The sequence below is a fragment of the Catenulispora rubra genome (assembly GCF_015356825.1).
Lineage (GTDB): Bacteria > Actinomycetota > Actinomycetes > Streptomycetales > Catenulisporaceae > Catenulispora > Catenulispora rubra.
Window position 1 is genome coordinate 20840 of record NZ_JAACYW010000006.1, and the last position, 13542, is coordinate 34381.

9 protein-coding genes and 1 other RNA gene are annotated in these 13542 nt (G+C 66.3%); 7 read left to right on the plus strand and 3 right to left on the minus strand.

The window, feature by feature from the left end; genetic code table 11:
- Nucleotides 1–63: 63 nt before the first annotated feature.
- The 6 genes from GWK61_RS03610 (at nucleotide 64) to ssrA (ending at nucleotide 6590) form a co-directional block, all read left to right on the plus strand.
- Complete coding sequence (locus tag GWK61_RS03610; protein WP_194904875.1) at nucleotides 64–2217, plus strand: protein kinase domain-containing protein; 2154 nt, start codon at nucleotides 64–66, stop codon at nucleotides 2215–2217.
- Between the two features lie 9 nt (nucleotides 2218–2226).
- Nucleotides 2227–3333, plus strand: coding sequence for a peptide chain release factor 2 (prfB, locus tag GWK61_RS03615; RefSeq protein ID WP_194904877.1), 1107 nt, complete (start codon nucleotides 2227–2229; stop codon nucleotides 3331–3333).
- 460 nt (nucleotides 3334–3793) lie between these two features.
- Nucleotides 3794–4483 (plus strand): cell division ATP-binding protein FtsE, encoded by a 690-nt coding sequence (gene ftsE, locus GWK61_RS03620; RefSeq protein WP_194904879.1) that lies wholly within the window; start codon nucleotides 3794–3796, stop codon nucleotides 4481–4483.
- A 57-nt stretch (nucleotides 4484–4540) separates the two neighbouring features.
- Nucleotides 4541–5473: a permease-like cell division protein FtsX gene (ftsX, locus tag GWK61_RS03625; RefSeq protein ID WP_194904882.1), complete on the plus strand. Its 933-nt coding sequence runs from the start codon at nucleotides 4541–4543 to the stop codon at nucleotides 5471–5473.
- A gap of 27 nt (nucleotides 5474–5500) precedes the next feature.
- Nucleotides 5501–5986, plus strand: a complete 486-nt coding sequence (gene smpB / locus GWK61_RS03630; protein WP_012785626.1) for an SsrA-binding protein SmpB — start codon at nucleotides 5501–5503, stop codon at nucleotides 5984–5986.
- Nucleotides 5987–6205: 219 nt separating this feature from the next.
- Nucleotides 6206–6590: a transfer-messenger RNA gene (gene ssrA, locus GWK61_RS03635) on the plus strand.
- A 177-nt stretch (nucleotides 6591–6767) separates the two neighbouring features.
- Here the strand turns inward: ssrA and GWK61_RS03640 are convergent.
- From GWK61_RS03640 to GWK61_RS03650, 3 genes are all read right to left on the minus strand, one after another.
- Nucleotides 6768–7628, minus strand: coding sequence for a hypothetical protein (locus GWK61_RS03640; RefSeq protein ID WP_194904884.1), 861 nt, complete (start codon nucleotides 7626–7628; stop codon nucleotides 6768–6770).
- Nucleotides 7629–7793: 165 nt separating this feature from the next.
- On the minus strand, nucleotides 7794–8288 hold the full coding sequence (locus GWK61_RS03645) for a hypothetical protein (protein WP_194904886.1): 495 nt from the start codon (nucleotides 8286–8288) through the stop codon (nucleotides 7794–7796).
- A 49-nt stretch (nucleotides 8289–8337) separates the two neighbouring features.
- Entirely contained in the window at nucleotides 8338–12975 is a 4638-nt protein-coding gene (locus tag GWK61_RS03650) for an RHS repeat-associated core domain-containing protein (RefSeq protein ID WP_194904888.1), read from the minus strand.
- A gap of 231 nt (nucleotides 12976–13206) precedes the next feature.
- On the opposite strand from GWK61_RS03650, the gene GWK61_RS58310 reads away from it, so the two are divergent.
- Nucleotides 13207–13332, plus strand: a complete 126-nt coding sequence (locus GWK61_RS58310) for a hypothetical protein (protein WP_267254203.1) — start codon at nucleotides 13207–13209, stop codon at nucleotides 13330–13332.
- Nucleotides 13333–13542: the final 210 nt, after the last annotated feature.

Genomic DNA, 13542 nt, shown 5'->3' on the forward strand with positions numbered 1-13542 from the left:
CTGGGTCCCCCGTTCTTCCCACACGGTGTGGACACGGCCAGCGGACAGGATTGAGAAGACCTCGTGGCGCGGAAGATCGGCAGCAGGTACACCATCACCACGGTGCTGGGCCGCGGGACGTGCGGCACCGTGTGGGAGGGCGAGGGGCCCGACGGCCCGGTCGCCGTCAAGCTGCTCCGTGAGGACCTCGCCGCGGACCAGACCCTGATCGCGCGCTTCGTGCAGGAGCGCACCGTCCTGACCTCGTTGCAGCACCCGAACGTGGTCGGCGTCCGCGACCTGGTGGTCGACGGCACCGACCTGGCCCTGGTGATGGACCTGATCCGGGGCTCGGACCTGCGGCACCTGCTGGACGCCGAGAACGCGCTGCGCCCGCAGCTGGCCGTGCTGGTCGTGGCCGGCGTCGCCGAGGGCTTGGCGGCGGCGCACTCGCAGGGCATCATCCACCGCGACGTGAAGCCCGAGAACATCCTGCTCGACCACTCCGGCGGCGCCCTGGTCCCGCGGCTGGCCGACTTCGGCATCGCGCGCCTGGTCGACGGCCCGCGCCGGACCCGCGCCACCCGCATCATCGGCACCCCGGACTACCTGGCGCCGGAGGTCATCGAGGGCCTGCAGCCGGGCCCGGCGGTCGACATGTACGCGCTGGGCACCGTGCTGTTCGAGCTGCTGGCCGGCTGGACGCCGTTCGGCGGCGGCCACCCCGGCGCGGTGCTGCGCCGGCACGTCACCGACAAGGTCCCGCCGCTGCCCGGCGTCCCCGGCCCGCTGGCCGCGCTGGTCGCCTCCTGCCTGGCCAAGGGCCCGGCGGCGCGCCTGACCGCCGCCGAGTTCGCCGCCCGGCTGCGCGACCTGGCGCCGCTGCTGGAGGACATGCCGCCGCTGAGCATCCCCGACCCGCGCGAGGGCGGCTGGGACGTGCGGTCCTCGGCGCGCGCCAGCATGCACGGCGGCCGCAACCCGACCATCGACCCGATCCCGATGCGGCACAGCGGCATCGTCCCGCTGGTGCACAACGCCGAGGTCAAGGACGAGGACGAAGACACCCACCTGAACCTGATGCGCCCGATCCGCGAGCGGGACCAGGGCGAGGTGCGGCGGCGGTCCGGGACCGGCAGCTACGACGTCTCGGAGCTGCGTGCCGAGCGGGCCAACGCTGCCGCCGGCTCCAAGCGTCCCCGGTGGATCGCCGCTACCGCAGCCGCACTGTTGGTCGGCGGAGCCGCGGCTGCGATCGCCATGGGGATGTCCGGCGGCGATGACTCCAAAAAGGACAACAAGGCACACTCGCAGGGGCCGGCTGGAGCGACTACCTCCTCTACGGTGTCCTCCCCTCCGGGAACTACTACGCGCGCCGCCGCAGTAGGGCTGAGTTTCCAGCCTGCCCATGAGCTTCCTCCTGTACCGGTCTCCATTCAGGGCGCACCGCGTACCGCAGTCTTTAAGGACGCCTCTGGCACGACGACACTCTTTGTGTTCGTCACCGGTACCGATGACACGGTCTGGTACCTGCCGGGGGAGAACAGTCACTCCTGGCTCCCTCTGCACGGACTGAAGACGAATACAGAGCCCGCTGTAGTAGCGACAAGCGCGGGGCACCTGGAGCTGTTCGCTGTACGCGACAGTGACGGAGTCGTGCACCAGCGCAGCTATGCGGCCGGCGGCTGGTCGGCGAAGTGGGTTCCGGTCGGCACCGCGAAGCTGCACGGTGCTCCGGGGGCGCTCGCTGCCTCCGACGGTTCCATCGTCATCGCGGCGGTCGGTAGCAACAAAACGCTGATGACCTCTACAGGGACTCCTGCAGGGACCTCTGGCCAATACACCTGGAGCGACTGGCAGCCGGTGTCTGCGGCGGCAGACCTGGGCTCCGGTGTCGCGTTGGCGTCGACTCCGGGGACGCCCGGGTTCACTGCGTATGTGCCGCGAGCCTCCGATGAGGGCGTCATGGCGATCGCCTATGCGAACAAGCTTTGGGGTACCCCTGTGCAGACCCCACTGTCGGGCCTTCCCACAGCCGCTACCTCAGGTGACGGCACCGCTTATGTCTTCGTGCGTTCAACCGGTGGTTCCGTCAAGGCCATGAACGGTAACGGCCAGGCCGGCGCCGGTGGCCTCCAGTCCGTACTGCCGCCCGGCGCCACGGCTACCCCCGACGGCCGGGTCGCGGTGGTCACCGCGGAGTCTCCGACGAAGCTGCGGGTCTCGTACTCCGGATAGGCTTGTCACGTGGCTACAGATCCTTCCGAAGAGCTCAAGAACCTCCGCGCGACCATGGCCTCGATCGAGGCCGTGCTCGACCTGGACAGGCTGCGCACGCAGATCGCGGACTTGGAGGAGCAGGCCTCGGCCCCGGATCTGTGGAACGACCAGACCAAGGCGCAGGCCGTGACCTCGAAGTTGTCGGGGCTGCAGGCCGAGCTGAACCGCTTCTCCACGCTGAACCGGCGCCTGGAGGACGTCGAGGTGCTCTTCGAGCTCGGCCAGGCCGAGGGTGACGCGGACACCCTCGCCGAGGTGCAGGGCGAGCTGATCGACGTCTCCAAGGCGGTCGGCGAGCTGGAGGTGCGCACGCTGCTGTCCGGCGAGTACGACGCGCGCGAGGCGCTGGTGTCGCTGCGCGCCGAGGCCGGCGGCGTGGACGCCGCGGACTTCGCCGAGATGCTGCTGCGCATGTACACGCGCTGGGCCGAGCGGCACGGCTACCCGACCGAGGTCTACGACACGTCGTACGCCGAAGAGGCCGGGATCAAGTCCGCGACCTTCGCGGTCAAGGCGCCCTACGCCTACGGCACCCTCTCCGTCGAGCAGGGGACGCACCGCCTGGTGCGCATCTCGCCGTTCGACAACCAGGGCCGGCGCCAGACCTCGTTCGCCGCCGTCGAGGTGGTGCCGGTGATCGAGCAGACCGACCACGTCGACATCCCCGAGGACGAGCTGCGGGTCGACGTCTACCGCTCCTCCGGTCCCGGCGGCCAGGGCGTCAACACCACCGACTCCGCGGTGCGCATCACGCACCTGCCGACCGGGATCGTGGTGTCCTGCCAGAACGAGCGCTCGCAGATCCAGAACCGGGCCTCGGCGATGACCGTGCTCCAGGCCAAGCTGCTGCAGCGGCGGCGCGAGGAGGACCAGGCGAAGATGGACGCCCTGAAGGACGACTCCTCGGGGTCCTGGGGCAACCAGATGCGCAGCTATGTCCTGCATCCGTACCAGCTGGTCAAGGACCTGCGCACGAACCACGAGACCGGCAACACCACCGCGGTGCTGGACGGGGACATCGATGAGTTCATCGAGGCCGGGATCCGCTGGCGCAAGCAGCGGGAAAACGGTTAAAAAGCGACACAAGCCGCTATATAGCGTACTCCGCGCTATATAGCGGCTTTCTCACGTATATGGGCACCACGTATAGCGATGATCCATTAATGGATGGTCGTGGTGAGAAAAGCCACAGCCACGAGCAAGGCCACCAGGACCGCGGTCATCGCCGAGAGGGACATGCCTCCGGACTGGCCGTGCATCTGGGCCCGCTGGCCTCGGCAGACGCTGCACCTGCCCTCGGACACCGGACCTGCGCAGTTCGCGCAAACTAGGTGCTCACAGCACATGCCGCCTCACCTCCTGTGTTCCGTACCCGCCGGCAGCCGGTGCGGATTGTGGTTCCCGGGCGAAGGGGCCATGAACCCCTACTTCCGGCGTGTACTGTCATCTCTACTGTGACACTACGACCGAGCGTACGCATAAGTGCCCGCGGGGGCTTCCTGAAGGCTGCGCTTGTCGCGGAGGCGATGCCAGCATGATCAGATTCGACAAGGTCACCAAGACCTACCCGAGCCAGAACCGCCCGGCGCTGGAGAACATCTCGCTGGAGATCGAGCGGGGCGAGTTCGTTTTCGTCATCGGCTCCTCCGGTTCCGGCAAGTCGACCTTCATGCGTCTGATCCTGCGTGAAGAGCGGCCCACGGCCGGCCGGGTGCACGTGGCGGGCAAGGACCTGGCCAAGTTGTCGAACTGGAAGATCCCGCAGCTGCGCCGGCAGATCGGCACGGTGTTCCAGGACTTCCGTCTGCTGCCGAACAAGACGGTCGAGCAGAACGTGGCCTTCGCCCTGGAGGTCATCGGCAAGTCCCGGCCCACCATCAACAAGGCGGTGCCGGAGGTGCTGGAGCTGGTCGGCCTGGGAGGCAAGGGCGGCCGGTTCCCCAACGAGCTCTCGGGTGGTGAGCAGCAGCGTGTGGCGATCGCCCGGGCGTTCGTGAACCGTCCGATGGTGCTGATCGCCGACGAGCCCACCGGAAACCTGGACCCGGAGACCTCGGTCGGCATCATGAAGCTGCTGGACCGGATCAACCGCGCCGGCACCACGGTGGTGATGGTGACCCACGACCAGGCCATCGTGAACCAGATGCGCAAGCGCGTCCTGGAGCTCGACAGCGGCAACCTGGTGCGCGACCAGTCGCGCGGCGTGTACGGATACGTCCGCTAGAGCGCCCACGAATACGCAGCACTAGAAGCAGAACTCACGTAGGAGCCCCGACCCACTATGCGCGCACAATTCGTCCTGTCCGAGATTTTTATCGGTTTGCGCCGCAACCTGACGATGACCGTCGCCGTCATCGTCTCCGCGGCCGTGGCCCTCGGTATGCTCGGCGTCGCGCTGCTGATGCTGTTCCAGACCAGCCACATGAAGGACTTCTGGTACGGCAAGGTCGAGGTCACGGTGTTCATGTGCACCAAGGACGACCCGAACCTGCACCCGACCACCTGCGCCTCGGGGCAGGCGTCGCAGAACCAGATGAACACCCTGCAGACACAGCTGCAGGCGAACTCGCTGGTCCAGCAGGTCTTCAGCGAGACCCAGGCCGAGGCGTTCGTGCGCTACCAGGCGATGACCAAGGGCAGCCAGAACGGCAACGCGATGTCGGAGTACGTGACTCCGGACCAGATCCCGGCCTCGCTGCGGGTGAAGCTGAAGAACCCGAGCACTGAGAACATCGACGCGATGATCAGCAGCTACCAGGGGCAGCAGGGTGTGGAGACGGTGTCGGACCAGAGGGCCGTCCTGCAACCACTGTTCAAACTCCTGAACGGGCTCACGGTGTCGGCGACGACAGTCGCGGTGGTCATGGTCGGGCTGGCGCTGATGCTGATCGTCAACACGGTACGACTGTCCGCGTTCAGCAGGCGGCGGGAAACCGGCATCATGCGGCTGGTCGGAGCCTCGAACTTCTATATCCGATTGCCATTCCTCATGGAGGGTGCGGTCGCGGGACTGGGAGGCGTGGCGGTGGCGGCGCTGGGCGTCGTCAGCTTCAAGTACTTCCTGATCGACCGGGTGCTCGCGCCCAACTTCACCTCCACCAGCTATGTGGGCTGGGACAAGGTGATGCTGACGGTCGTGATCCTGATCCCGGTCGGCCTGCTGATGGCGGTCGGCGCCAGCGCGCTGTCCCTGCGGAAATACCTGAAGGTCTAGCGGCGTTCTTCGGGGATAATGAACCCCATGCCGAAGGAACAAGGCCAGAAGGTCATCGCCCGCAACAAGAAGGCGCGCCACGAGTACGAGATCGAGGCCACCTACGAAGCGGGCATCTCCCTGACCGGAACCGAGGTCAAGTCCCTGCGGGCGGGTCGTGCCAGCCTCGTCGACGGCTACGCGGTCATCAAGGACGCGGAGGTCTGGCTGCAGGGCGTGCACATCGCGGAGTACGCGGAGGGCACGTGGACCAACCACTCGCCGCGCCGCAACCGCAAGCTGCTGCTGCACCGCGCCGAGATCAACAAGCTCATCGGCAAGACCAAGGAGACCGGCCTCACGCTGATCCCCCTGGAGCTGTACTTCAAGGACGGCAAGGTCAAGGTCGAGATCGGCCTGGCGCGAGGCAAGAAGACGTACGACAAGCGCCAGACCCTCATGGAGCGCCAGAACAAGCGCGAGGCCGAGCGCGCCATGGCGGCCGCTTTCAAGCGGAACAACCGCCGCAAGTAGCCGTCTCCATCACGGTGACCAGGACCGCAGCGTGCCGGCAAGGACGGACAGCCCCTGATCGCTCCCCAGTTCGCCCACGGCGAACCCGCTGGAGTCTGCCCGCCCGAACCGCTACCCTTGGATCACGGCCCCGGGAAACCGGAGCCGACTGCTTGACAACTACACAGAGACGACCAAGCGTCAGAAATCCAAACGTTTCCGACCAGAGTCGTCCGACAAGGGGCCGAACGGTTTCGACATCGGACGTTTTGGCAGGGGAAGCGGGCCGAGGAAGCAGCGATGATCTCGTTAACCACACGCTGCACAAAAAATAACTGCCAACAAGACGCAGCTGAAGTCGCAGACCGCTTACGGTCTCGCCGCCTGACAATAATCAGGTAATGACTTCTGTCGACCCGGGAGCGCCTCCGGCCCGGTAAGACATCATGAGGAGGATCCACCGCCTGACACGGCCACAGGGCCAGGCGGGACACCAATGTGGCTGGGCCTGTCAGCAGCGTGCCTGTGAGACTGCCGGGGCCAACAAAAGCGAACACAGGCTGCGCCCGGAGAAGCCCTGGCAAGTCGCCGATGGACGCGGGTTCAATTCCCGCCGGCTCCACCTTGTGGCTGGTTTGTGTCGCCGGCGGGAATTGAACCCGCGTCCATCGGCGACACGGTCTTGGTCACTTTTGCATGCGATGTGGCGGCATCATCATTTTTGATGATGCCGCCATTGTCGTTCCCGAGTGGAGGTGATCGCGTTCGCGCGGTCGACGGTTCGCGGAAACGAACGGCCTCGCTACGCCGCCGGGGCGTAGTTCTCGGACCTGAACAGCGCTACGAACTCGCCGGGGCCGTACCGCTTGTCGAGCCACCGCTCCAGTGGGGCGAGGTCGCCGGTCAGGGCGGCGCGGACGATGCGGCCATGAAGCTCCGCGGTGGCCGGACCACCGACCTCCGCTAGGAACGCGGCGTAGGGGGCCGTCACGAGTCTGCTATAGCCGATCATGGCGGTGGGCCACGAGTCGCTGCTCTCAGGGTCGCTCGGTCCGTTGCCAGTGGCGTCGAGGAAGGCGTGACGGTCGGTGCCGTCGGCTGGGCACTCGATCCCGACGGTGCGTGCTGTCTCGCTGACGATGGCGGTTGCCTCCCGGTCAAACGCGCCTTCCATGACGACGCCGAGATTGCGAGTGGAGGCCGAGCCTTCCGGGTCGCGGGCGGAGTAAGTCTGGCCGGACTCTCGGCGGTAGTTGATCCCGTGGCGGTGTCGGTGGACGCCAAAGGCACCGAGCCAGTAGGACCGGAACGTCAGGTAGTGATGGCAGTCGTGGACGTAGGCGCGCAGCAGGTCCAGCCCGGTCACGCCGGGTGCGCTGGGGGCCTCGCCGGTCAGATCGCCATAGTGGCTGATGACCGCCGCCGCCTGCACGTACCGGTAACCGGGGGTCTGGATGTCGTCCGGGGCGCGGTAGGGCAGCAGGCGGTGGTGGAATCCACCCCACGCCTCCGTGGTCGAGGCGACCGCGACGAAGACGCGCTCGAACGGCAGCAGGTCGGTAGCCCCCAGGGTCGCGAACCGTTCGCGGCCTAGCCGGAGGCCCTGAAGGATCTCCCGCTTCTGCGCCGTCGTGCCAATCAGCTTTTCGTTGGGCGTGAGCACGGTCAACGTCGTCCCCGAGCCGCCTTCAACTCACTTCACTTGTCCATATCTCGATGCTCTGATTGGCCGCTCCTGGATGGCCGCCGGGCCCAGATTGGAACTTTCGGGCTCGGCGGGCACCCAGCAGCACAAGCGAAAGGGATCGAACGGCGTCCGAAACGACCGTCACTCCGAGGCTGCGGTGGTAACCAGCTCGCGCTGGGCGGCTATCAAGTTCACTAGGTTTTGGTTTTCGCGCTCGGCTTCCAACGTGACACGCGGGATCCGCTCGCTGTTGAGCACCGCCTCGTAACAGGCCGAAAGAATGGCGAGGACATCCGCTGTGGAAAGCTCCCGCTGTATACCGTCGGCGTATTCTGAGATCGCCATGACGATGGATGCGGTACCTGGGGAGAAGTCGTTCTCCTGAAGCGCGTACAGGTCGTCGAAGAACTGCTCTTCGGGTACGCCCAGGGAAGCGTCGCCGAACCTGCCCCGGAACAGGCCCACCGCTTCCCGCGCGAAGCGCACGGTCTCTGGAGCGAAATCCTCTTCGAACGAGGGTTGGAATGATGCGAAGCAAAGGTCGATGGCGTCGAGGCAGAGAGTCTGTCGCCGACCTGGGGAGAGCGTCTCGATCCGCTCGCCCCAGGGCCGGCTTTCCTCATCCCAAAGCAGCATCAAGCATCACCGGTCCCGTCGAGAGTCGCATGATCGTAGCCTAATTCCCTCAGCCCCACGGGGGGATGCGGGCCTGGTCGATGAGTCTGATGTTCGGGAAGTTGAGGGCGCGTCCGGCGCAGTCTTGGCGCTCCGGACCGCAGGCCGGCCTGGATGCGGCGATAACGCCCTTGCCGTCCAGTGTTCCGTCCTCGACAGCATTGAAAAGTATCTGCTCGGCGTGGCTCTCCAGGCCAGGCGTAATGAAGTCGGCTCCATGAATGCGTTCGTAGCCCAGGGAGTCGGCGAGAGCGCGCATCTCCGGTGTCGTCGCGTTGTTGCTGACCGAGTAGACCAAACGGCCGTTGAGTTGGGCGGTTGCGACTGTGATGCCTTGGTCGGCCCTCTTGTTGGCGATGGAGGGTGGATCCCCGATGTTGCGGATCCCGGCGTCGTGCAACGCCGCTGCGTCCGCGAGGAGTTCGTCGTCGGTCTTGACGACGTTGCCTGCCGCTCCGCCGCATGCCAGGCCCAAGGCGTCGGTGAGGATGAGCGGGTTCGGGACGTAGGCGTGGTCGTTGGGAGCCGGCGCCAGCCCCAGCGGGTCTGGCGTGAGGTACGCGGCCGTGTCGGGATCGTAGTACCGGTTGACGTTGTAGTGCAGGCCGGTCTCGGCATCGTGGTACTGGCCGGGGAACCGCAGCGGGCAGTCGACGTCAGGATCGGTGGCCGCGCCGATGGTGCGACCCCACAGCGTGGAGGTGGTGTACCAGGCGATACGGCCGTCCGGCGTCACCAGCTCGGTCGGGGTGCCCACCAAGTCGGTGACTATGGCGTGGAACGCTTCGTCGATGTCCGCCTGCGGCGCATCGGTGGCCCATGAACGGCTGCGCTGGGCTGCGGGACGGAACGTGCCAGGCTCGTAGTCCCACGTCAGCGTGGTCACGGCCCCGTCCTGAGCGACAGCGTTTTGCTCGGCCAGGCGTGGCCCGTCCCAGGCGAAGGTCACCTGTTCTATAGCGGACTCGTCGGCAGCCAGCCGGGTCTTGGTAATCCGGCGCCCCAGTGGGTCGTAGCCGTATCGCCAGGTGACGCCGTCGGGAGTGCGGACCTGCGCAAGACGGTCCTGGCTGTCCCAGCTGTAGAGCCATTCCTTGCGGCGTCCGTCCAGAGTGCGCCGGATGGTGCGGACCAGGCGACCGGCGGCGTCGTGCTCGTAACTACTGCGCCCGGACGAGCGGATCAGAGTCCTGTCGCTTGGCGCGAGCAGTGGCGTGCCGGAGGTTGCGTCGTCTCCCGGAGCCGGCTCGGTTTCAGCGGAAGTGCTGACGTTGCCGAAGGCGTCGTAGGCGTAGTTCTCGGTCCAGGACTCGGCGGACACTGAGGTGACCCGCCCCACCTCGTCGACCGCGAAGCGGCGAGTACCCCGCAGACTGTCCCGAATCTCGGATGGAGAACCGTCAGGAAGCCAGGACCAGCCTCGACTCAGCACCAAGGCCAGCTCGGTGTCGACGTGACTGTCATGAGCCGACCGCGCCGGGTTCGCCGCGAGCAGCTGCTGGGCAGTGAGCCGGCCGGCATCGTCGAACTCGCGAGTGAGCCACGCATCGCCGAGCCCGCGTTCGATCTCGCGGCCCACAGTGTCGAACCCGAAGGTGAGTCGACCGGACCCGGTCTGCAGTTCACTAGGTCGACCGGCGGCGTCGTAGGACCAGTTGGATACGGCACCAGATGGCGTCGTCCGCCGAATCCGGTGCCCTGCTGCGTCGTACGCGTACGTCACACTGCGGCCGTTGATGGTTTCGGTCAGCAGGCGTCCGGCCGCATCGCGGGTGTACTCGACCGTGGCGTCTGGTCCCGAAGCCGTGACAAGGCGGCCGAGGGTGTCGTAGGAGTAGAGGCAGGTGCCGTCAGGGGTTTGGCGCTGAGTGACGCGGCCCGCTGCGTCGCGGTCCAGTGTGATCCGCTGGCCCAGACCGGTTGTGCGAGCGCTGAGGCGGCCGGCAGCATCGTGTTCGTACGTAAGGGTCCTGCCGATGAAGTCGGTCTCGCGAAGGAGTTGGCCGGCGGCGTCGTACTCGTAGTGCCAAGTGGCCCCAGCGGTGTTCGTGACGTCGGTGAGCCTGAGCTCCGGGTCGTAACCGAACTCGTGCCGAACGCCGTCCGGGCCAGTACGCGCGACGATCCGGCCGAAGGCGCCACGTTCGAATGTGGTGACCCCACCCGTCGGGTCGGTGCTTTGGACGATCTGACCCTCGGGGTCGTAGAGCCATTCGGCCTGGGCGCCGTCCGGACCTCTCCGCCACGCCGGCGAGCCCTCGATGGTCCAGGCGCACTCCGTCACCGCCCCAACGGCGTTGCGAAGCCAGACGATCCGGCCGAAGGCGTCGCGGCGAGCGCTGACCCCGGTGCCGAGGGGTCCAGTGGCGCCGATCGCCAGCCCTGCGGCATCAGCTTCGTAGAACATCGTCGACCCCACAGGATCGACGGTTTCGACGAGCGCGCCGTTGTCTGCGTACCTCTGATGCAAAACGGCGCCGGTGGAGTCGGTTGCCGAGACCAAGTTGCCGCGCTGGTCATACTTGCGGCTCCAGCCGTCGCCGCCTGGCAGATGCGCTGCGGTTATCTGGTGATGGGCGTTGTACTCGAGCTCCGTGACCGCGCCGTCCGGGCTCTCGACGCGGATGACGTCGCCCTGGCTGTCGCGGCCGTAGCGCGTTGTGGCTCCCATTGCGTTGATATGCGACAGCAAGCGGCCGGCGACGTCGTGTTCGGTCAGAGACGTGTTGCCAAGTGGGTCGGTGAGCGTACAGATGTGTCCCAGGTCGTCGTACCGGTAGACCGTGGAGGCGCCCAGCGAGTCGGTGAAGGTGGTGATCCGGCCGTCAGTGTCGTACTGGAAGGTGCCGGAGACCGAGCCGTCGTTGCCGCCGGTGTGGATGACCCGGCCCAAGGTGTCGTATTCGTATTCGTAGCGGTAGCCGACGCGGTCGACCCAGGCGGTGATCCGGTCGGCGTCATCGTGTTCGTACGTGTAGGGAATGCCGGAGGAGTTGACGACACTGGTCAGTCGTCCGCGCTCGTCGTAGCGGAACTGCTTAACAACGGCGCCGTGTTCGGATCCGTCCAGAAGACGCAGACTGGCGATCCTCGGGCCCGCCCCAGTAACAGCGGTGTCGACCGCGATGCGGTAGGCGGGATGAACCACGTTTGTCGGAGTACCGTGTTCGTCGCGCTCGATGCTGGTCCGGTTGCCGCTGCGATCGGTGATGGCAGTCAGGTCCCGGATCTGCCCGACTTCATTACTGAAGTGGACGTGGACAAAGTGCCTCGTCCGGCCAGTCCAAGGATCGGTGATGCGGATCTCGTCACGCTCACGGTCCCAGGTCAGCGGCCAACGTGCGCCCCGCGCGGGCAGGACTTCCTCATCGCTGTTGGGAATGAGGTAGTCCAGGCGCTGGGCGTCGTCGCCTGCGAAGTGGATCCCCACGGAGTTGATCGATATGCGCTGGTCGAGGGTCGACGCCCAGCCTGGTCCGAACAGTCGGCCGACGTCATTGCCTGACGCGTACGCGCGGCGCAGGACCACCGGCAAGATGCCGGGCAACGCCAGATCGGTTTCGTCGGTGAGCATCCACCCAGACACGACGTCCACCGGGTCGGTCAGGCAGGTCGCGCCCTCGTTTCCTTCAGCAGTCCGGACGTCGTTGCCGATACCGCTTTCTGCATCCTTTTCGGCGCCGGTAAGAGCCGACGTGCCGCCCTCTTCGGCTTCCGTGCCGAGCTTGCCCAGGACCTTGCCGCCCAGCGAGCCGAGAGCCCGACCGCCGAGATAGGTGGCCCCCATCATCCCAGCGCTGAGCAACGCGTCTTTGAAGTGGCCCTGCATCGCATCGCCGGCGATCTGCATGCCACTACCGACCAGGGCGACGATGTTGTCGGCCTCGGCCAACCCGGCGGTGATGACGTCCACGCCCGGAATCCATGACGTGGCCAGGGCGATGACGTCCAGCACAGGGGCGATCTCACCGGCGATCTCGGCAATCTTGCCTCCCCACGCGGCCAGGTCCGCGCCGATGTGCTCCCACCAGTGCTTATTGTGGATGCCATCGGACTGGGCGTGGCCAATGGCCTTGGCACATTCCTTCGCGGCGGCGATCCGGTCGTCATAGGCCTGGTGAGCCTGCGTGGTCAACGCCGCCATGTGGCTCTTGGCGTTGTTCAGGTTGGTCTGTGCAGTGTCATGCGCGGTTTGAGCGTCAGTGACAGCCTGCGGGTTCAGGCTGGCGGCGTGGTTCTGCTGCGCGGTCTTCAGATCATCCGCGGCAGCGTTCGCGTTGGTGGTGGCACGCTGCAGATCTACTTGGGCGTCCTGCGCCTGCCGCAGTGCTGAATCGGCCTTGGCCTGGGCGGCCTGCAGCTTCGGCGCATACGCCGACAGAGCGTCGGAGGCCTCGCTGTAGGAGGTGTACAGCTTCTGCAGTCGACCTGGAAGCGGTCCATAGTTCGACTTGAACGCCTCGGCGGTCTGGCCCACCCATTGCAACGCCGCAGTGTCCGATCCGAAGGATTTCAGGCTCCGATACGCCGACTCGACGTCATGCGCGAAGTCCCCGAATTCCTTGGCCAGAGCCTGCACGGACTCCGCAACGCCAGGCGTCGGATCGCCATCCAGGCCCAGGATGTCCCAGCCGGTTGGACGCGCCATCAGTGTCCTCCCCGAATGGCTTGTGCGTCACAGACCGTGCTTATCTCGGCGCCGAGATCCACCGTTGTTCCCCCGTTTCCCCGTTCTCGATCTACAGCGAGGGTTGAGTCTACAAACTGATCGGGGCTCCGGTAACCCCGGAGTATGAATCGGTCACTTACCGTTTCCGTTTCGGGTGCATGCTTCGGCGCGATTGCTGCAGCCGGATTACTTCGACCCTGGTAGCGGGCTGTGACAGCTGCCCGTTTCTTGCGCGGCCGCACCGAGGCGGTCGAGTACGTCTCGCACAGTCCCGGCATCGAGATCCGGCCCGGGATTTATATCGCGGCCCGTGGTCGCAGAAGCCTGATCAACTGAGCCCGCACCTAACCGTCCGCTATCAGCATCACCCGTTCGGCTTCACAGCGGGCCCCAGAACGGGGCCGTGCTCGTCGCCCACGCAGGAATTACAGGGTCCCAGCGCCAGGTGAACCACCTCGCAATCCATCCGCCGCGGCCCGGCTTGGTTCTTACTGGCAACTGGCCGTAGTGTCCTGCTCGCGGTTGGCATGAGCCTGTCATGCTCTT

What these genes read in the sequence shown, in the direction of transcription:
- smpB (WP_012785626.1), top strand. Translation starts at nt 5,501, where the DNA reads ATGCCGAAGGAACAAGGCCAGAAGGTCATCGCCCGCAACAAGAAGGCG.
- GWK61_RS03645 (WP_194904886.1), bottom strand. Translation starts at nt 8,288, where the DNA reads ATGCTGCTTTGGGATGAGGAAAGCCGGCCCTGGGGCGAGCGGATCGAG.
- ftsE (WP_194904879.1), top strand. Translation starts at nt 3,794, where the DNA reads ATGATCAGATTCGACAAGGTCACCAAGACCTACCCGAGCCAGAACCGC.
- GWK61_RS03650 (WP_194904888.1), bottom strand. Translation starts at nt 12,975, where the DNA reads ATGGCGCGTCCAACCGGCTGGGACATCCTGGGCCTGGATGGCGATCCG.
- ftsX (WP_194904882.1), top strand. Translation starts at nt 4,541, where the DNA reads ATGCGCGCACAATTCGTCCTGTCCGAGATTTTTATCGGTTTGCGCCGC.